The sequence below is a fragment of the Nocardiopsis sp. iso_40 genome (genome assembly GCF_056173285.1).
The window spans coordinates 2982789-3001247 of the sequence record NZ_CM149666.1 but is presented as its reverse complement, the minus strand read 5'-3'; the positions used below and the strand labels follow the sequence as shown (position 1 = coordinate 3001247).

The 18459-nt window shown below is 69.9% G+C and carries 17 protein-coding genes; 9 read left to right on the top strand and 8 right to left on the bottom strand.

Features of this window, described 5'->3' with window-relative positions:
- The first annotated feature begins 57 nt into the window (after window positions 1–57).
- Window positions 58–363: a YrhK family protein gene (locus AC0VYD_RS13040; RefSeq protein ID WP_475480135.1), complete on the top strand. Its 306-nt coding sequence runs from the start codon at window positions 58–60 to the stop codon at window positions 361–363.
- A gap of 89 nt (window positions 364–452) precedes the next feature.
- On the opposite strand, the gene AC0VYD_RS13035 is transcribed toward AC0VYD_RS13040, so the two are convergent.
- On the bottom strand, window positions 453–2276 hold the full coding sequence (locus tag AC0VYD_RS13035) for a PASTA domain-containing protein (protein WP_475480134.1): 1824 nt from the start codon (window positions 2274–2276) through the stop codon (window positions 453–455).
- 314 nt (window positions 2277–2590) lie between these two features.
- Here AC0VYD_RS13035 and AC0VYD_RS13030 point away from each other — a divergent pair, with 314 nt between their 5' ends.
- Window positions 2591–3157: a glutaminase gene (locus tag AC0VYD_RS13030; protein WP_475480133.1), complete on the top strand. Its 567-nt coding sequence runs from the start codon at window positions 2591–2593 to the stop codon at window positions 3155–3157.
- Between the two features lie 77 nt (window positions 3158–3234).
- Here AC0VYD_RS13030 and AC0VYD_RS13025 read toward each other — a convergent pair whose 3' ends face one another.
- The 7 genes from AC0VYD_RS13025 to AC0VYD_RS12995 all read right to left on the bottom strand — a co-directional run bounded on the left by AC0VYD_RS13025 (window position 3235) and on the right by AC0VYD_RS12995 (window position 10624).
- Complete coding sequence (locus AC0VYD_RS13025; protein WP_191270086.1) at window positions 3235–4011, bottom strand: hypothetical protein; 777 nt, start codon at window positions 4009–4011, stop codon at window positions 3235–3237.
- Window positions 4008–4619: an ABC transporter ATP-binding protein gene (locus tag AC0VYD_RS13020; protein WP_475480132.1), complete on the bottom strand. Its 612-nt coding sequence runs from the start codon at window positions 4617–4619 to the stop codon at window positions 4008–4010. The genes AC0VYD_RS13025 and AC0VYD_RS13020 overlap by 4 nt, the downstream gene beginning before the upstream one ends.
- Window positions 4619–6301: a polyprenyl diphosphate synthase gene (gene uppS / locus AC0VYD_RS13015; RefSeq protein WP_475480131.1), complete on the bottom strand. Its 1683-nt coding sequence runs from the start codon at window positions 6299–6301 to the stop codon at window positions 4619–4621. Before uppS ends, AC0VYD_RS13020 begins: the two co-directional genes overlap by 1 nt.
- Before the next feature lie 622 nt (window positions 6302–6923).
- Window positions 6924–7289: a hypothetical protein gene (locus AC0VYD_RS13010; protein WP_475480130.1), complete on the bottom strand. Its 366-nt coding sequence runs from the start codon at window positions 7287–7289 to the stop codon at window positions 6924–6926.
- A gap of 138 nt (window positions 7290–7427) precedes the next feature.
- Window positions 7428–8780 carry a hypothetical protein gene (locus tag AC0VYD_RS13005; RefSeq protein ID WP_475480129.1) on the bottom strand — a complete coding sequence of 451 codons (1353 nt, stop codon included), beginning with the start codon at window positions 8778–8780 and terminating at the stop codon, window positions 7428–7430.
- Window positions 8781–9208: 428 nt separating this feature from the next.
- Complete coding sequence (locus tag AC0VYD_RS13000; RefSeq protein ID WP_475480128.1) at window positions 9209–10186, bottom strand: mechanosensitive ion channel family protein; 978 nt, start codon at window positions 10184–10186, stop codon at window positions 9209–9211.
- A 261-nt stretch (window positions 10187–10447) separates the two neighbouring features.
- On the bottom strand, window positions 10448–10624 hold the full coding sequence (locus AC0VYD_RS12995; protein WP_475480127.1) for a DUF397 domain-containing protein: 177 nt from the start codon (window positions 10622–10624) through the stop codon (window positions 10448–10450).
- Between the two features lie 317 nt (window positions 10625–10941).
- On the opposite strand from AC0VYD_RS12995, the gene AC0VYD_RS12990 reads away from it, so the two are divergent.
- The 7 genes from AC0VYD_RS12990 (at window position 10942) to AC0VYD_RS12960 (ending at window position 18454) form a co-directional block, all read left to right on the top strand.
- Complete coding sequence (locus tag AC0VYD_RS12990) at window positions 10942–11253, top strand: dihydrofolate reductase family protein (protein WP_475480126.1); 312 nt, start codon at window positions 10942–10944, stop codon at window positions 11251–11253.
- Between the two features lie 93 nt (window positions 11254–11346).
- The gene (locus AC0VYD_RS12985; RefSeq protein ID WP_475480125.1) at window positions 11347–12684 is read left to right on the top strand and encodes an IS4 family transposase; all 1338 of its coding nucleotides are present in this window, start codon (window positions 11347–11349) and stop codon (window positions 12682–12684) included.
- A gap of 61 nt (window positions 12685–12745) precedes the next feature.
- A complete protein-coding gene (locus AC0VYD_RS12980; protein ID WP_475480124.1) occupies window positions 12746–12982 on the top strand; it encodes a dihydrofolate reductase family protein in 237 nt (78 codons plus the stop codon).
- 196 nt (window positions 12983–13178) lie between these two features.
- On the top strand, window positions 13179–13538 hold the full coding sequence (locus tag AC0VYD_RS12975; RefSeq protein ID WP_475480123.1) for a VOC family protein: 360 nt from the start codon (window positions 13179–13181) through the stop codon (window positions 13536–13538).
- An 826-nt stretch (window positions 13539–14364) separates the two neighbouring features.
- Complete coding sequence (locus AC0VYD_RS12970) at window positions 14365–15924, top strand: alanine/glycine:cation symporter family protein (protein WP_475480122.1); 1560 nt, start codon at window positions 14365–14367, stop codon at window positions 15922–15924.
- A 246-nt stretch (window positions 15925–16170) separates the two neighbouring features.
- Window positions 16171–17442 (top strand): glutaminase, encoded by a 1272-nt coding sequence (locus AC0VYD_RS12965; protein ID WP_475480121.1) that lies wholly within the window; start codon window positions 16171–16173, stop codon window positions 17440–17442.
- Between the two features lie 190 nt (window positions 17443–17632).
- Window positions 17633–18454, top strand: coding sequence for an SAM-dependent methyltransferase (locus AC0VYD_RS12960; RefSeq protein ID WP_475480120.1), 822 nt, complete (start codon window positions 17633–17635; stop codon window positions 18452–18454).
- Window positions 18455–18459 lie beyond the last annotated feature (5 nt).

Sequence of the window (18459 nt, the reverse complement as noted above, 5' to 3'; positions counted from 1 at the left end):
TCGGGGGCGGATGATGGCCAGGCAGGAGGAGACCGCAGGAGCCGCAGGAGGCCGCGCATGTCCGACCCCGAGTCCAATCGTCCCCTGACCGTGCGCATCGGCCACGAGGAACTGGTCGTCCGTCAGCGCTACGAGGCGTTGAGCGTCCTCAACGACATCCTGATCGCCCTGTGGTTCATCGCGGGCAGCATCATGTTCTTCTTCCCGGAGTGGACGGTCGCGGGGACGTGGTGCTTCCTGGCGGGCAGTGTGGAGTTGCTGGTCCGGCCGCTCATCCGGCTCGGCCGCCAGGTCCACCTCTCCCGGGTTCGGTCCCGCAGCCGCCCCTCCGGGATGCCGCCGGAGGCCTCGATGGACTTCTGAGCGCGGCCCCCGTCCGGCCCTCCGGCCGAGGATGTGCGCGGGAACAGGCCAGCGGTCCGGCTCCGGCGGGGTGGGCCCGGCCGGAGCCGTCAGCAGGAGGCGACCGGGCGCCACGGGCCCCACTCGTTCGACTCCGCCGGTGAACTGTCGGTGTTCCACCACACGGCCTCGTACTCCTCGCCCTCGTGCACGACGCGCGCCCCCTCCGGGTACACCTCGCCCTCCGACCATCCGCCGGACGTGCAGGGGGCGGGCTCGTCCTCCTCGGACGGCGCATCCTCGGGATCGGTCTGTGCCGGCGGCTCGGCGGCGGCCTGTCCGTCCCCGTTCCCGTCCTCGGCCCGTGACTCCTCCTCCGGGGCGGGCTCCTCGTCGTCCTCCTCGTCCTCGCCGGGGCCCGGGGACACCCCGAGCACGACGGTCGCCCCGTCCTCGACCACGGCCCCGGACCCGGGGGTGTGCCGTTCGACCTCGCCCTCGGGGCGTTCGGAGTCGGCGGCCTCCTCGACCCGGGACTCCAGACCCAGCTCGGCCAGGGCGCCGACGGCCTCCTGCTCGGTGCTGCCGACCAGGTCGGGTACGGTCACCCCCTCCACGACGGTGAGTACCACCGCGGAGTCGTAGGGCACGCTCTCCCCGTGTTCCGGGTCACTCCCGGTGACGGTTCCGGCGGGCAGGCCCTCGGAGGGTTCCTGGACGATCTCGACGTCGGTGAACCCCTCCGCAACCAGGGCCAGGCGCGCCTCCTCCTCCGGGGAGCCGACCACCTCGGGCATGGTGACGGTCAGGGGGCCCGAGGCCACGGACAACAGTACGTCCGCGCCCTCCGCCAGTTCGCTGCCGCTCTCGGGGGTGGAGGAGGCGACCAGCCCGGCCTCGACGTCGTCGCTGCGCACGTCCTGGTAGGAGACCTCCGGGGAGACCGGCAGCCGCGCCAGTTCCTCGGCGGCCTCTGCGGGGGAGAGACCGACCAGGTCGGGCATGAACGCCCCGCTCGGACCCGTGCTCTGGCCCGACCCCTGTTGCGTCACTGCCCACAGCGCCACTCCCCCGGCCAGTACGACCACGAGCACCAGGGCGGCCCACAGCGCCGCGCGGCGGCGGGGCGGCGCGGCCCGGAACCGTTCCTCCTCGGCGGGTTCCTCCCGTGCCACGTGTTTACCCGAGGCGGGGGGCAGGGAGTGGGCGGTGCGGCGCAACAGGGCGCGGTACTCGAAGGCGTCGGCGGGGCGGCGCCGCGGGTCGGGGTCGGCCCCCCTGGCCACCAGGGCGCTGATCGCCTTTCCCACCGAGTCGTGTCCGGCGGGCGGGTCTCCCTCGTCCCGGTGGCCTCCCGCGACCATGGCCTCCAACAGCCCGGCGAGGGCGGCGACGTCGTCCTGCGGGCCGAAGGCGGCCCCGTCCGCCGCGGGGGGCGGCGGGGAGGCCAGGAGCAGGAGGCTGACACCGCCGTCGTCGGCCAGTGAGACGCTGTGCGGGCCGATGTGCCCGTGTACCAGGTCCCGCTCGTGCAGGTCTTGGAGCGCTCCCAGGAGGACGTCGGCGATGTCGAGCGCCTCCCGGCGGGAGACCCTTTCCTGGAAGCGCTCGCCGGTCAGGTCGCCCACCCAGGCACCGTGGTGGGGTTCGGTGACCGTGTACGCCGCGTCCCCGCGCATCCCGCCGGACAGTACGGGGGTCAGGGCGGGGTGTTCGAGCTCCTCGAAGGCGCGCAGACGCTCGCGGAAGGCCCTGGTCAGAGCCGCCCCGTCCGGGCCCGAGACGTCGAAGAGCTCCACTCGGACCGGGCTCCGGGCCTCGGTGTCGTCCGCTTCGAGCAGGGTGGTGCGGGTGGAGATCCGACGCTCGCCGCGCACACGGAAACGTCGCCCGAGCGTCTCGTTTGCGGGGGAATCGGGGGTAAGGGTGGCCATGGGAGGATTTTAGTTACTCTGGGGAGTCCTGGAGCGCCCGAGTACCGCTGACGCCGCGGAATCGGGGGTGTTCGGACGGGGATACCAGGAGGGATGCGCGCGACACCCGTTTTTCGGTGGTGTCGCCGCCCCGTCCACTCCCCCGCCCCGCTCCGCCGAAACAGCGGTCGAGCCATGCCAGCCCAGGTCGGTACGGGGGTGCGCCGTTAGCCTGGGACCCGCTGCCCGGACAGAAGGCAGCCGCCCCCGGTGGGCAGGTTCGGGGGTGGTCCGCCCAGGCAGGCGGCCGTACCGAACCCGACGGGGGGAGGCTGATGCACGCACCAATCCTCAACTATCTCGACGACATCATCGCCCAGACGGGCCATGTCGACTCCGGATCCCTGCCCGAGGGCATACCGGACCTCGCCGCCGCCGACCCCGGCCGTGCGGCGGTCGCCCTGGGCACGGTCAACGGAACCGTGTACGCCAACGGCGACACCGAGGACCGGTTCAGCATCCAGTCGATGTCCGAACCCTTCGCCTACGCGCTCGCGATCGAGGACCGGGGGCTCGACGCGGTGCTGGAGCGGATCGGGGTCGAGCCCAGCGGTGAGGCTTTCGACCAATACAGCCACCTTTACGTCGTAGATTCTCTGCCGGTCGCCATGGGGGCGGCCGAGGACCCCGCCCCGCGTTCCGGGACGGGGCGGTTCACGCACCTCCCACGGATTCCCGCCGACGGCGAGTGGGTGTGGTCACGGAACCGAGTCCATGAGCCCTCGATCACCGGGAACCTGCGAATCAGGTCGAACCCGGGCAGGGATCCGCGTCGCTTGCTGTCAGTGACAGTGCCGCGGCCGGGCCCTTGCCGGATGCCCTGCGCCGCCTGCTCGCCCTGACCCGGAACTGCGCCGCGAGTCTTGGGCCTCCCGCCCACCTTCCTGTCCGGGGCGGGCTCCGCCCCGGACAGGACCGCTCAGATGCCGGGTGGCCCGCACACCCCCTGGGGTGTGCGGTCACGCGTGCGTGCGGCGAATGCCCCCAGGGCGACCACTCCGAACACCGCCGTCCACCCCAGGCTGAGGAGCACCGACGTGAGCGGGACGGTATCGGTGAACGCCCCTGCCGTACAGACCTGCATCGCTCCGTACCCGGGTAGGAGGAGAACGGCGTCGGCGTCCGCGGTCGGGTTGATGATCGGGTTCTGGAGGGCGTTGTCGACCACCGTCGCCACGATGATCACGAACGTGCCCTCCAGCTCCTCCGGTAGGAACAGGGCCAGGAAGAGCCCGATGGCACCGTAGGCCGCCCCGCCCAGGAAGAGGCCCGCCCACAGCGCCAGTGGTTGCTCCGCGGCCCAGTGCAGGGAGGTCCAGGCGGTGGTGTAACCGCTGACCGTCGCCGAAGCCACCACCAGCATGGTGAGCTTGGCCAGGATGAGCGCCGTACGGGGGTAACCCACCCGGGCCAGGCGCCGGTCGAAGTCGGCCGAGCGGTGCGCCGCGGTGAACATGGCGAACCCCACCAGCAATGACACCAGATTGAGTACACAGCCCAGGGTCGTGACCTGGTGCCCCAGCGCCTGGATCCGCGTGTCCGTGGACCGGTGCACGAACTCGACGGGTTCCCCGGTCACCACCGAGTCGATCAACCAGATCAACAGGGGTACGAGGCAGACCAGCACCACCACCGCGAGACGGTTACGGGCCAGCTCCAGCAGCGAGTACCGGGTCGCCACCAGATAGGCGTTCACCGGCCGCTCCCGAGGTCGCTCTGCTCGAACGTGCCCGCACGCAACTGGTACAGGGTGTCCAGACGGTCGACGTCGTGGGCCAGATGGGAGATGACCACGATGGCGCGTCCTTGGGCCTGCAGTTCCGCGGAAATCTCCCAGAACCGCAGGTAGGTCTCCCAGTCGAAGCCCTGGTAGGGCTCATCCAGCAAGAGGACGGCCGGGTCGTGCATGAGGGACAGGACCAGGTTCAGCTTCTGCCGTGTTCCGCCGCTCAGGTGCCGGACCCGGGTGGCACCGTACTGCTCGAACCCGAGTCGGTCGATGAGGGCGCGAGCCCAGTCCAGGCGGCGCAACCGGTAGGCGACGGCGAAGTAGCGCAGATGCTGGTCCACGGTCAGTTCCGGGTTGGTCACCGGGTACTGGGGGCAGTAGCCGATCCGGCCCTCGACCTGCACCCGGCCGGAATCGGGCGCGAGTTCACCGGACAGGATCCGCAGCAGGGTGGTCTTGCCCGCTCCGTTCTCGCCAACGATCCCCACCAGCTCCCCGGGCGCGGCCCGCAGGCTCACCCCGCGCAGGACACGCCTCGGCCCGAAGGCCTTGTGCACGTCCGCCACACGCAGCATCAGACGCTCTCCTCGCTCAAGGTGCCGCCGAAGCTCCTGCGCCGTCCCGCGTAGGCGTTGACGGCGCGTACCAGGTGGGAGCGGTCGAAGTCGGGCCAGAGAGCGTCCTCGAAGAAGATCTCGGCGTAGGCGGTGTGCCAGGGCAGGAAGTTGCTGGTGCGCTGCTCGCCGGCGGTTCTGATCAGGAGGTCCACGTCGGGCAGTTCGGGATCGTAGAGGTACTCGGTGAGGTCGGACTCCGTCATGCGCGTCGGGTCCAGCCGCCCCGAGAGCGCCTCGGCCGCCGTGCGTTTGAGCGCGTCCACCATCTCCTGGCGGCCTCCGTAGTCCAGGCAGAACGTGAACGTGACCCCGCTGTTGCCCGACGTCAGCTCCTCGGCCCACTCCAGCCGTTCGCGGAGTGCCGTCTCGACCCTGCTGCGGCGGCCGCACCAGCGCATCCGAACGCCCCGGGCGTGCAGGCGCCCGACCAGCCCCGGAACGCCCCGCGTCATCATCCTGAACATAGAGGACACCTCTTCGGGAGGGCGCGACCAGTTTTCCGTGGAGAAGGCGAAGGTGGTCACGTACTTGATGCCCAACTCCCCGGCGGCGTCCACCAGACGGTACATCGCCTCCTCTCCCGCCGAGTGCCCTTCCACGGCGGCCAGACCGAGCGCCCGGGCCCACCGCCGGTTACCGTCCATGATCACGGCCACGTGCTCGGGGACCGCGGCGGGAGGGCCCCAGGGGTCCGGGGGCGGGACGGGGAACCGCCGTTGCCGCAGCCCGGGCACGAGTGGCAGGACTCCGACAGGTGTCTCTCGGGTTTGTGACAACCGGGCGGGAACGGCTGTTCCCGGTGGAGCACCCGGCCGGTCCGCTGGAAGGTACGCGCACTCGTCCAGGCCCGTTCGCAGCCCGGCCACCATGGATGCGAGGAAGGGACGACTGGAAGGGTGCGCGGCATCGACCACCTCCTGCCCCTGGTCCAGTAGTCCGCATGCCCGCTGCACCTGTAGTGCGATCAGTTCCCGATAGGCGTTCGTGCCGCGCGCACCGATCAGGCTGTCCGCGTCCAGGCCGAACCGCTCCAGGTCCTGGCGGGGCAGGTAGCAGCGGCCCTGTTCGAGGTCTTCGGGCAGGTCGTGGAGGATGTCGATGTACTGGAGGGCTTCGCCCAACAGCGACATGAGTTCCGGGGCGTCCTCCCGGACCGGCTCCAGCACGGTGCCGAGCAACTCCCCGACGGTACCGCTCGTACCACGCATGTAGCCGCGCAGGTCGGCGAAGCCGGGAAAGTCGGGCGGCCGGCGACTGTCCTGCGCGAGCGTGGTGAGAAGCTCCTCCAGCACCGGTACGGACATGTCCCACGCCCGCACCGTGTGGACCATGGCGCGCTGGACCGGCAGCAGGCGGACGGGGGCGCCGGGTTCGCCGGCCAGCGCGGCCAGGGTGTCGGTGCGGAACCGGGCCAGGGCCGACCCGCGCTCGGAGACCTCCCCTTCGTCGGCCAACCGATCGGCCCATAGCGCGAAGGCGACCAGTGCGTGCACGTAGGGGCGCTTGTGGGCGGGCAGCAAATCGACGATCTGCGGAGAGAGGCGGTCCGCACCCGTGTGGATCCTGCGACAGACCTCGAAGGCGCGCGCCAGACCAGTGTCGGCACCCCGCTCCGCGATCAGCAGGGAATCCGTCCTCATGTGCCCGCTCATCGCTGGTCCTGCGCGGTGGCCGCGGGAGTGCGCCCTCGCACCCGTGAACCGTTTCCCGTGGGGGAACACGCCTGTGCCCACACCTTGACCAAAACTGAGGGGATCTGAATAATCACCCTGGGTAGTCTAGTGGTTTCCGTGCCTTCTTTGAACTGCGGACGGTGGCCCGCAGGGCCGCTCGCCCACCGCTGCTCCGGCCGCGAACACGCTCGGGACGGCTATCGATGACCACCGACCGGGGCTGGGAACGACGCCCCTCCGATCACGGGGTTCAGGGCGGATTCAACCAGCCCTGGACCTTCACCCGCTGGGCCGAGGAGTCCGGAATGGCACCCTCTACGGGGTCGCCCGGAAGGTGTTCGACTGAGCCTGTACAACGCATGCTCAGTTTGAGGAACAGTTCGGCGAAACCACCTCGTCCGAGGAACTCCGCCAGCATCCGACGTCGGGCCTCTTCGGTTTCCCACTCGCGTGGACGGGGGTCAGCAGGCCTCAGCGCGCTCCAGTGCGGGAGTGTCGAGGTCCGCGGGCGTTGGGATGCTCTTGATCCGCTCACGCGCCTGGTCGGCGAAAAGCCGGGCTTTGGGTGACAGCCCCGGGACGGGGCGGTTCACGCACCTCCCACGGACTCCTGCCGCCGGCTCACCATCTCGTTGATCCAGACGGGGGCGAACGGGGACGTGCATCCGGGCGGGGTCGGGTAGTCCTTGAGCACCTCCAAGCGCTCCCCGATGCCGACGGCCCAGGCGCGGTGCTCGGCGTGCTCGATGCCGATCTGCGCCAGGCAGGTGTTCATCGCCCACTGCAGGCGCTCCGGAGCGTCCCGCATCCGCTCCTCGATGGTCTCGAGCAGTCCCGGAAGGTCCGGGGCCTCGGGCCGCTTGGTCACGGCTCGCAGCTTGGTGAGATTGACGCCGTGGTCGTCACCGTGCTTCTCGTTGACCGCACGGATCTTCGGGTCCTCGAGCGCAGCCATCACTTCATCGACCGTCGTATCAGCCACCTCGGCCGCCCTTCCCCTGCTCGTGCCACCCAACCTACGCCGGGACTCGGACGTTTTCGCAGGACCGCTCCCGGGGCGCGGGCACTCCCCCCTTCGATGGGGGCGAACCCTTCAGGGCGTGACGCAGACCATCGAGGGTGGTCCGGCCCCCGCCGAGATACCCGAGCCCTGACCGAGTCCCCGCTTGACGCGCGGGGCCCTGACGGGACCGGGAGTAGACCTACCAGAGAGGGAGGTGCTCATCCGTGCCAGCAGCTCCGGATCCAGGCCCTCCTCCAGAGCGGGAGAGGGCTCCGCGGGCCGCCGGTCGGGCCCGGGGCCGTCCTCGGGCGATGGGGCGGGCGTCGGAGCGGGCTCGTGCATGAGCTCGCCGGGCACCGAGCGGCAGAGCCGACCGCAGATCGCGCAGGTGCCACCGGGGACGTTGCGCGTGCTCTCGTGCTCGGGGCAGGTGCGGTTGGCCCGGCCCCGGGAATCCACCGGGAACTGCTCCGGCCGGGCGAACGGATCCTCCTCCGGTTCTGGCTGCGGCGGCACGGGCAGTGCCGACCCGTGGACGCCCCGCCCAAGCGAGCCGTTCAGGTAGTCGCATGCGGCCTTCACGTGGCGCAGCCGCCACATCAGCGCCGGGAAGGGCCGACGCAGCAGCTCCGACCCCGAGAGCAGCACCCGCGCGTCGGCTTCGCTCAGCCCCTGGCGCAGGAGCTTGTCCACGGCCAGCGCCAACCGCTCCCGGTCCGCCACCGGGTCGGCCAGAAGTTTGTTGGGAATTCGATCAATGATCCCGAAGAGTCCGCTCCGTGGCTTTTGTCGATTTCGTTCTCCTGTACTTGAGGTGCCACGGACGGAACCGTCCACCTCGGCATCAGAACAGTCCCCAGGGAAACAGTCTGTGGGTCGATCTGAGCTGGGGGCGGGTTCAATCTGAACCGGGGTACTACGGCGCTTCAACGACGGCCGATTACAGGAATTGAGAGGCTCCTCCCCCAGCTGCGCACGGCAGGCGTTGATTTCTTCGAGCACCACCTCGGGATAGTCCTCAGCCGGGACGAGGAGCTCCAGCACACACGGCAGTTGATAGGAGGATCGCCCGCGCTCGATGTCACTGGCGAAGAACTCGATGGTCTCCGAACGGGTCAGCTTGCGGACCACACCGGCCTCGACGAGGTCGTCGATGGCGCGCTTGAGGCTGCTGACGCTGAGGGTTCCGCCGGAGCGCTCGGCCAGGTTCTCCAGGAGGAAGTAACACCACCGGCCGTCGGCGTCGACCACATCGGCGATTGCCAGCAGGGCCGAGAGCGAGCGCAGCGTGGGCAGCACGCCCCGGCGGTAGACCTGCTGCACCCAGATCGCGAGGATGAACCCGATGCCCTTGAACGCGCCCCTGGGGCGCTTGCGGGGCGCAGAAAACGTCGGGTTCGGAGATTCGGCTGCGCGGGAGGGAGCTGGGGCGCTAGACTCCATGACGAGTCACCTTCATGGGTATACGAGGGAGTGGCTCAGTCGACAAACCTGTTTGTGCAGGCGTCGGCCACAACCCGGCCGGGTGTTATCAGCACCCGGTCGGGTTTTTCTTGTCGCCATCCAACCTAGCGAGCCGAACAGGAGTTCGCGGGGCTTTCTCTCAAATCCGCACAGGCGAGAGAGACGAAGAACCACCCGCAAACCCAAAATGCAGCAATAGAAACCCTTTGACCCGTTTTGCGAGAGCTCTCTTTTCGCACAAAACAGCCCTCCGCCTTCTGGGTCAGCGGGACTTCGTGTGCTGTACCCGAACAGCGTTCCCGCACACACTACGGGGCCGCCCTCACGAGTGACCAGGCACCCGTGTGGACGACCCCGCTCGCGAACCACCGTCCGGTGGCGCTCCGCACCGGGCGAAAGCGGATCCGTCAGACGGCGCTGCCGTCGCCGGACCGCATCCAGACGGTGCGCTGGGGGAACGGGATCTCGATACCCGAGGAGTCGAGGTCGGCCTTGACACGGCGGCGCAGCTCGCGGGTCACGCCCCACTGCTCCAGGGGAACGGTCTTGGCGGCCATGCGCACGACGACGCCGTCCGCGTCCAGGGACTGCACGCCCCAGACCGACGGGTCCTCCAGGAGGAACTTCCCGAACTCCGGGTCCTCGCGCATGTCCCGACCGGTCTGCTCCAGGACGGCGTAGACCTTCTCCAGGTCGGACTCGTAGGCCACGGAGACGTCGAGGACGGCGCGGGCCCAGCCCTGGCTGTCGTTGCGCACCCGCTGGATCTCACCGTTGCGGATGTGCCACAGGCCACCGTTGATGTCGCGCACCTGCGTCAGGCGCAGACCGACGTTCTCGACCTCGCCGACCGCCTCGCCGAGGTCGACGACGTCACCGACGCCGTACTGGTCCTCGGCCATGATGAGCAGGCCGGACAGGTAGTCGGCGACCAGGCTCTGGGCGCCGAAACCGATCGCCAGGCCGACCACGCCCGCGCTGGCCAGCAGCGGGCCGAGGGCGATGCCGACCTCGCCGAGCACCATCGCCAGGGCCGTCGCCACGATGACGATGGACGCGAAGCTGCCGAGCACCGAGCCGAGGGTCTTGGCGCGCTGCTGGCGCCGCTCGTCGGCCCGCGACGGGTCCCGTTGGAGGACCGCAGGTCCCCGTGCGGGGCGGGGCTGCCCGTTCCGGCCCTCGCCGGACCGCAGGACGCGCTCCATGAGGCGGGAGATGGCGCGCCTGGCCAGGGCCCGGACGATCAGCGCGCCGACGACGATCAGAAGGATCCGCAGGGGGACACCGACCAGCAGATCGAGGTTGTCCTGCAGCCACGCGGGCAGGGCGGCGGTGGCCTGATCAACAGCTTCGCTGTTCACCAGGGCGAGCTCGGCGGGTGTCATGGAAGATGCTCCACTTTGTCGGAGGGATATGAGCGATGATCGACGTAGAACGTACTTGCGCATCTCCACGCTGGTCAAAGCTTGTGAGACTGGTCTCCGCTCCACCACGGGACCGTCGAGGAGGGAGACTCCCGCGTCGAAGAACCCCGCCCACAACCCCTCAAGATCCACGATCCCCGTACCTCCCTGAAATGCAGGGTGTTGCCAGGACCGCCAGAACCCGCCGAGGCGAAGGGCCCCTGAGGTGTTCGGGGGCCAGTACTACCGGGAGCGCGCTCCGCTGAGCAGGGCCAACCACTCGCGGCGGGCGAAGGTCAGGTGCCCGGCCCCGCGGTTCTGGGTGTCGCGCACATCCGCCCCGGCCTCGAACTCACGAACCTCGACGCAGTTACCCCCGTTGGCGCTGTAGGTCGATTTGTTCCACTCGTCCAGGCGCATGCCCCCCGCAGGTTCTCGGCACTGGTCTTCGGGGGCAATGCCAGCGCGAGCGCATCACGAACGAGTTCCCTTGCCCGGGGCAGCACCGACTCACCATGGGCTTCGTTCCCTTCCTGAACCCCGGCCGTATCGGGGCGGACACAGGCGGCTCCGTGAGGCCAGTGATCCGACGCGACGGATCAGCGTTGCTTGGAGGCGATCCGCGCGGGGAACGGGAGCTGTGAGACGGCCGACCGGCTTTCGTCAACAGCGATCCTCGTGCCGCGGTTCGCCGCGAGGTGCCCGAGGAACCCGGCGGCACGGGAAGGGGCTCGACCATGCTGCTCGTATCGATGGGTGTCTCGGTGGACGGCTTCATAGCCGACCGCACCGGGAGGTTCGACTGGACGGTTCCCGAGGAGGAGCTGTTCCGCTTCCACCTCGCCCGGGTGGGGGAACTCGGCGGCTGTCTGTGCGGCCGACGGCTGTACGAGACGATGCTTCCGTGGGAGACCGAACCGTCGATGCGTGACGGCGAGCTCGGCGCCGCGTTCGCCGACGCGTGGTCGGCGCTGCCGAAGGTCGTGTTCAGCCGCACGCTCGATCGTGTCGAGGGCAACGCCCGGCTAGCCGCAATGCTGTTCAGTTAAGGGTTGTGGTGGTCCGTCAACCCTGACCCAGACGAAGAAGGGGCTCCCTGGTAGGACAGCTGTATCTCACCCCAGCTGTTCCCAAGGAGCCCCTTGCCCGACCATTGTGTCACGACCCGACAGACCCACCACGCACCCGGCGCCCTGGCCCCCGGCCACCTGGGAGAACTCACCCAGATCGTGCCTTTTGAGATGGTCAATTCCGTCCTGGAGGAATCCAACAGCCACCAACGACGCTCACGCCTGCTTCCCTCCCGCGTGGTCGTCTACCTCCTGCTCACAGCCGGACTCTTCACCCACTGCGGCTGGCCCGCCCTGTGGCGCAAACTCACCGCCGGGGTGAGCCTGTGCACCCAACCGGCCGCCTCCGCACTGTTCTACGCCCGCAAACGCCTGGGCCCAGCACCCCTCAAAGCTCTGTTCGAGCTGCTCTCTGGCCCCACCCACAGCGCCCACCGCTTCCACGGGCTGCTGGTGTGCGCCATCGACGGCACCCTGCTGGACGTACCCGCCACACAAGCCAACCGGGCCGTGCACCGCTCCAGCGGAGCCACCCGCTGGGCCGGGGCCGGCTACCCCCAAGTACGGTTGCTCGCCCTGGTCGCCACCGGATCCCGGGCACTGCTGGGCGCGGTCTTTGGACCCGTCACCCAGGGCGAGACCACCATGGCCGCCCGTCTGCTCCCAGCCATGGGTCCGGGCCAGCTCATCCTGGCCGATCGCGGGTTCGACGCCGCCGACCTGCTCAAAGATCTTCATACCAGCGGGGCCCAGCTCCTGGTTCGGATGGGCTCGCAGAGCAAACCCCGCCGCCTTCGTCGTTTGGGCGATGGCACCTGGCTGGTGCAGCGCGGCAAGGTACGGATGCGGCTCATCCAAGCCCAGATCACCATCGCCACAGACCAGGGCGAGCGCACCGGCTCCTACCGGCTGGCCACCACTCTGACCGATCCCGACCTGTATCCGGCCACGGGTCTGGTGGCGCTCTACCACCAGCGGTGGGAGATCGAGACCGCCTACTGCGAGCTGAAGTCGGCCCTGCTCGGGCGCCGGGTGCTGCGGGCCAAGGACCCCGAGGGGCTGGAACAGGAGGTGTGGGCGCTGTTGGCCACCTACCAGGTGGTGCGGTGCGCGATCGCTGACGCGCTGACCGCTACCGGGCACAGCCCGCTGCGGGCGAGTTTCGCGGTGGCGGTGGAAAGCGCCCGCGACCTGCTGGTGCGGGCCGAGAACGTCATCGCTGGCGAGCGCATCGACGTGCGGGGGTTGCTCGGGCGGCAGGTGTTGGCGAACCTGCTGCCCGAGCGGCGTCTACGCACAGTGCCTCGGGTGGTCAAACGCGCGATCTCCAAGTACCACGCCCGCTCCAACGGGGTGGATCGGACCACGTACAAGGCCACCGTGGACATCGCGGTGTTGACAGACCCTTGAACGCCTTAACTGAACAGCATTGCGGCTAGCCGAGGGGTCGGTGGCCGAGGAGGTCGCCGCGATGCTCGCTTCGACCGACAGGGACGTGGAGATCGGCGGCGCCGACCTGGCCGGGCAGGCGATCGAACTCGGGCTCGTCGACGAGTTCCGGCTCTTCCGCCACCCGGTCATCGTCGGCGGGGGCACGCCGTTGCTGCCGCCGGTCACCGATGCGATCGCACTCGAACTCGTGGAGAGCCGGACGTTCGCCTCGCACGTGGTGTACGAGCGGTACCGGCGTACCGGCGGGCCCGGCTGACCCGCGGCCCGGAGCACGTGGCCGGGCGGCTCCGCGCCGGACCAACCGCAGGAGAGGTCCTGGCCGGGCACCTGTACTGAACGGCGTTCTTCGTCCTCGCGCCCGTCGCGGAAATGTGGGCGGCCCCGGTTACACTCCCACCACTCCAGGACAGACCCGGGAGCACGACGGCCACCACCCACCAGGAGGGTTCGCCATGTCCATCCGCCGCGTCATGCCCGACATCCGTTCCGAGGCCATGGAGGAGAGCCGGGACTTCTACGGCCTCATGGGGTTCGAGACCGTCATGAACCTGGGCTGGGTCATGACGCTCGCCTCCCCCGCCAACCCCACGGCACAGGTCACGTTCATGAGCCACGACGAATCCGCTCCGGTCGTGCCCGACATGAGCGTGGAGGTGGACGACGTGGACGCCGTGCACACGATGATGCTCGAACACGGCGCGGAGATCGTGCACCCGTTGCGGGACGAGGAGTGGGGGGTGCGCCGGTTCTTCGTCCGCGACCCCAACGGCAGGGTGGTCAACGTGCTGAGCCACCAAACCGCCCACGGCTGATGCCACGGATCCACCGAAGCCACCCACCCGGCCCCGCGGATCCGGCCCCCGCTCCCGCGCCCTCTTCAGGCCGAGGACACTGGAGCGGTTGACCGGCGCCCCGCGACCGGGGCGAGCACCTGGACGTGCGGCCGGTCTCGAAAGACGCCGAGGGCCCGGCCGGACCGTCAGCGCTGGGCCGCCGACCGCAGCGCCGAGGCACTCGCCCTGCTCGGCTCGGTCTCGACGCCCGGCACGAACGGTGCTGGTCCCCCTCCTGGCCGGGGCGGGAGGGCGTCGGGCACCCGGCCCGGGTGAGCTCCTTCGGGCTGCCTGCTTCCGGGGGTGACGGGGAGCCCCAAAAAACATCCCATGATTCCATAATCGGTTTAATTCAAGCACCGGACAGTTGATCACGGCGACATAACGAATTGATCAATCGGCCCTGCCGACCCGACCCCCGAGACGGATCGGCCGCCAGTCGCACGAAGGCCGCCGCCAACCCCCCAACCGCCGGGCATCGGGGCTCCCCGAGGGCGCTCTGATCAGCAGTGTTTACCCGAATCCCCCATCCAGCCGGGGAACGCGGGGCAAAAGTAAAACTTCGTGACCTTTGTGACTCAGGTCCATTTATGCGCCTAGGATCCCAAAAGTGAAGTTCCACTAAAGCCCGCACGTAGGGCGTCTAAACCCTCCGCCAACCGCGGAGTCAGGGGAACTTCGCCCACCACTTCCCGTCCGACGGGCCAGAACCGGTCGCCCACGAAGCGACCGGCCGGGTGCCGTGCGTCCGACCACCGGACCGCGGAGCCGTGCTGACCGTCACTCCGGCCGAAAGGTGCGCTACATGATCAGCGCTGACGCCGCCTCCCCCGAGGGAGGAATCGGCGCGACCATCGAGAACGCGGTCGACGTCGTCTTCAACCCGATCGCCACGACCCTCAGCAACGTGGTGTTCGCCAACGTCAACGTCTTCGGGATCGAGTTTCCCTGGATCGTCGCCTGGCTGATCGCCGCGGGCGTCGCCCTCAGCCTGTACTTCGGGTTCGTGCAGTTCCGCAGGCCCCTCACCGCCGTCCGGATCGCCCGCAGGGGCCTGGGCGACGACGCTCCGGGCGAGGTCTCCCACTTCCAGGCACTCACCGCGGCCGTCTCCGGCACCGTGGGCCTGGGCAATATCGCCGGTGTGGCCATCGCGGTCACCATCGGCGGCCCCGGAGCGACCTTCTGGATGGTCCTGGCGGGTCTGCTGATGATGGCCGTCAAGTTCGCCGAGTGCACCCTGGGCGTGAAGTACCGGGAGATCGGCCCGGACGGAACCGTCAGCGGCGGCCCGATGAAGTACCTGGCCAAGGGTCTGGCCGAGCGCGGCATGGCGGGCGTCGGCAGGTTCCTCGCCGGGCTGACCGCCGCGTTCATCCTCATCTTCGCCGTGGCGGGCGGCAACATGTTCCAGGCCAACCAGACCCTGGAGCAGCTGCGGGCGGTCACCGGCGGCGAGGAGGGCCTGCTCGGCGGCAGCACCGGATCGTTCGTCTTCGGAGTGTTCCTGGCCCTGCTCGTGGGTGCCGTGGTCATCGGCGGCATCACCAGCATCACCAAGGTCACCAGCAAGCTCGTCCCGAGCATGACCGTCGTCTACGTGCTCGCCTGCGTGGTCGTCATCGGCATGAACATCCCCGTGCTGCCCGACGCGATCGGCCAGATCGTCAGCGGCGCGTTCGCCCCGAGCGGCGTCGCGGGCGGGGCCCTGGGCGCAATGATCATCGGTTTCCAGCGCGCCGCCTTCTCCAACGAGGCCGGGATCGGCTCCTCCCCGATCGCGCTGGCCACCGTCAAGACCAACTACCCGGCCAGCGCCGGCCTGGTCGCCATGCTCGGCCCGTTCCTGGACACCGTGGTCATCTGCACCATGACCGCGCTGACCATCGTCATCGCCTCCCCGCAGTCCTGGATCGCGGCGCGTGAGGCGGCCGCCGCGGGCGAGGCCCTGCCCGGCGGCGTGAGCCTGACCTCGGACGCCTTCGGCACCGCCCTGCCGTGGTTCCCCTACGTGCTGACCGTGGCGGTCGTGCTGTTCGCCCTGAGCACCGTCATCACCTGGAGCTACTACGGGCTCAAGGGTTGGACGCACCTCTTCGGCGGGGGCAGGCGCAGCGAGCGCGTCTACCTGGTCATCTACTGCGCGTTCCTGGTCATCGGCTCCGTCCTGACCCTGGGCGCGGTCCTGAACCTGGCCGACGCCCTGGTGTTCGCGGCGGCGCTGTTCAACATCATCGGCCTGTACCTGCTGGCCCCGGTCGTCAAGAAGGAGCTGGCCCGCCTGCTCACCCACCTGCGCGGTGAGAGCGAGCCCGAGACCTCGGCCGACAGGCCGGAGGGCCCCGCCGAGGAGCTGGTCAAGTAGGCCGGTCCACGGCTCCGCGCCACGCCGCCCGCCCGGCCCCCACCGGGCGGGCGGCGCCGTGCGCGGGGTTCCTGCCCCTTCCACCGAAACGACGACCAGGCATGTCGGCCCAGGCCGGTGCGGGGGCGCGCGGTTAGTCTGAGGCTCGCCGCCGGACCGGAGGGTGGGTACATCCCGAGGGGCGGGCCCAGGGGCGAAGGCCCCGGCGACCGGTCGGCGGTACCGATCCCGAGACGGGGGACCCCGATGCGCTCACCGATCCTCGACTACCTCGACGGCATCATCGCCGGGACCGCCCACGTCGACTCCGGGGCGCTGGCCGACTACATACCGGAGCTCGCCGCCGCCGACCCCGACCGGGTGGCGGTCGCGCTGTGCACGGTCAACGGGACCGTGTACGCGAGCGGGGACAGCGAGCACCTGTTCAGCATCCAGTCGATGTCCAAACCGTTCGCCTACGCCCTCGCGATCGAGGACCGCGGGCTCGGGGACGTCCTCGAACGCATCGGCGTCGAGCCCAGCGGCGAGGCCTTCAACGAACTGTCGCTGGACCCCGAGACCGGCCGTCCCCGCAACCCGATGATCAACGCCGGGGCGATCGCCGCGCACGCGCTCGTCAGGGGCGGGGGTTCAGAGGCCGTCGACCGTGTGCTGGCGCTGTTCTCCGAGCTCGCCCAGCGACCGGTCGGGATCGACGAGTCCCTGGCCGCCTCCGAGCTGGCGACCGGGGACCGCAACCTCGGACTCGCCTACCTGCTACACGCCTCGGACCGCCTGGAACAGGACCCCGGGACCGCCGTCCGGGGCTACGTCCGCCAGTGTTCGGCCTCCGTCACCGTGCACGACCTCGCCCTCATGGCGGCGACCCTCGCCAACGGCGGGGTCCAGCCCAACACCGGCGCCCGGCTGTTCAGCAGGCGCACCACCAGGCACCTCCTCAGCGTGATGACCTCGTGCGGCATGTACGACGCGGCCGGGGACTGGCTCACCGGCATCGGCATCCCCGCCAAGAGCGGCGTCGCCGGAGGCATCATCGGGGTGCTGCCCGGGCAGGTCGGCCTCGCGGTCTTCTCCCCCCGGCTGGACCCCCACGGCAACAGCGCGCGGGGAGTGGAGATGATGCGGCGCCTGTCCGAGGACCTGGGCCTGCACCTGATGGAGGCGGGCCGGCCAGCACGGTCGTCGCTGCGGGAGACCCACACGACGAGGGTGGAGGGGCGCACGGCGACGGTCTACGTGCTCCAGGGCGACCTGGTGCTCAGCAGCGTCGAGTCGCTCGTGCGCGAGATCATCGAGCGCCCTCCCGCCACGGACGTCGTGGTCTTCGACATGAGCCGGGTGGACGAGGTCCTGCCCGTGGCGCGCAGGACCTCGGCGGAGACCGCCACGAAACTCGTCGACAACGGGTACCGGATCATCCTCGTCGACCCCGAGCAGACCCTGCACGACTTCCGGGACAGCCGGGGCCGGGACGTCGAGCGCTGGTCAAGCGAACGCCTGGCGAAGAGCCAGCGGTAGCGGAGGTGCCGACGGGCGGTCGCGCCCGGGACGCCGGTTTCCCCGCATCCGCAATCCGGTGGGGGTTCTGCGCCGCGTTCCCCTATGTTTGGTGCGACGAGAATCCAGTCGGGGGGCGGGTTCCCGGGCGCTCGCGTGCGGGTCTGCGCCTCCCGGTGCGAACCCCCTTGCGTATCGAGGTAGATGCATCATGACCGAAGGCCCGTCCTCCACCACCCCCGCGGGCTCCGACCGCCCCCCGCAGATCGACACCACCCGGACCCACTCGGCCCGGATCTGGAACTACTGGATGGGCGGCAAGGACCACTACCCGATCGACCGCACGGCGGGCGACCAGGTGGCCGCGTCCTTCCCGGAGATCGTGGACCTGGCCCGCACCAGCCGGGAGTTCCTGATCCGTGTCGTGACCCACCTGGCGGGCGAGGCGGGGATCCGGCAGTTCCTCGACATCGGTACCGGCATGCCCACCGCCAACAACACCCACGAGGTCGCCCAGGCCGCCGCCCCGGAATGCCGTGTGGTCTACGTGGACAACGACCCGCTCGTGCTCGCGCACGCGCGCGCCCTGCTGGTCGGCACCCCGGAGGGGGCCACCGACTACCTCGACGCCGACCTGCGCGACCCCGACACCATCCTCGACAGGGCCGCCGAAACCCTGGACTTCGACCAGCCCGTCGCGCTGATGCTGATGGGGGTCCTGGGCCACGTCCCCGACGGGGAGGTCCTGCCGATCGTGCGCCGGCTGGTGGACGCGCTGCCCTCCGGGAGCTACCTGGCCAGCTACGACGGCGCCAACACCAGCGAGGCCTACAACGAGGCCATCGAGGTCGGGAACAAGCAGGGCGACGTCCCCTACCTGCTGCGCAGCCCGGAGGCCATCGCCGCCCGTTTCGAGGGCCTGGAACTGCTGGAGCCCGGGGTGGTCCCCTGTCCGCTGTGGCGCCCCTACCCCCTGGAGGTCGGCGCCCGCCGCGGCCTGGACCAGTACGGCGGGGTGGCGCGCAAGCCGTGACGGGC

Coding starts and splice junctions, on each gene's coding strand:
- AC0VYD_RS13035 (WP_475480134.1), bottom strand. CDS start 2,276: ATGGCCACCCTTACCCCCGATTCCCCCGCAAACGAGACGCTCGGGCGA.
- AC0VYD_RS13040 (WP_475480135.1), top strand. CDS start 58: ATGTCCGACCCCGAGTCCAATCGTCCCCTGACCGTGCGCATCGGCCAC.
- AC0VYD_RS12960 (WP_475480120.1), top strand. CDS start 17,633: ATGACCGAAGGCCCGTCCTCCACCACCCCCGCGGGCTCCGACCGCCCC.
- AC0VYD_RS13010 (WP_475480130.1), bottom strand. CDS start 7,289: ATGGCTGCGCTCGAGGACCCGAAGATCCGTGCGGTCAACGAGAAGCAC.
- AC0VYD_RS12995 (WP_475480127.1), bottom strand. CDS start 10,624: ATGCGCCTGGACGAGTGGAACAAATCGACCTACAGCGCCAACGGGGGT.
- AC0VYD_RS12975 (WP_475480123.1), top strand. CDS start 13,179: ATGTCCATCCGCCGCGTCATGCCCGACATCCGTTCCGAGGCCATGGAG.
- AC0VYD_RS13005 (WP_475480129.1), bottom strand. CDS start 8,780: ATGGAGTCTAGCGCCCCAGCTCCCTCCCGCGCAGCCGAATCTCCGAAC.
- AC0VYD_RS12980 (WP_475480124.1), top strand. CDS start 12,746: ATGCTCGCTTCGACCGACAGGGACGTGGAGATCGGCGGCGCCGACCTG.
- uppS (WP_475480131.1), bottom strand. CDS start 6,301: ATGAGGACGGATTCCCTGCTGATCGCGGAGCGGGGTGCCGACACTGGT.
- AC0VYD_RS13030 (WP_475480133.1), top strand. CDS start 2,591: ATGCACGCACCAATCCTCAACTATCTCGACGACATCATCGCCCAGACG.
- AC0VYD_RS13000 (WP_475480128.1), bottom strand. CDS start 10,186: ATGACACCCGCCGAGCTCGCCCTGGTGAACAGCGAAGCTGTTGATCAG.
- AC0VYD_RS12965 (WP_475480121.1), top strand. CDS start 16,171: ATGCGCTCACCGATCCTCGACTACCTCGACGGCATCATCGCCGGGACC.
- AC0VYD_RS12990 (WP_475480126.1), top strand. CDS start 10,942: ATGCTGCTCGTATCGATGGGTGTCTCGGTGGACGGCTTCATAGCCGAC.
- AC0VYD_RS12970 (WP_475480122.1), top strand. CDS start 14,365: ATGATCAGCGCTGACGCCGCCTCCCCCGAGGGAGGAATCGGCGCGACC.
- AC0VYD_RS13020 (WP_475480132.1), bottom strand. CDS start 4,619: ATGCTGCGTGTGGCGGACGTGCACAAGGCCTTCGGGCCGAGGCGTGTC.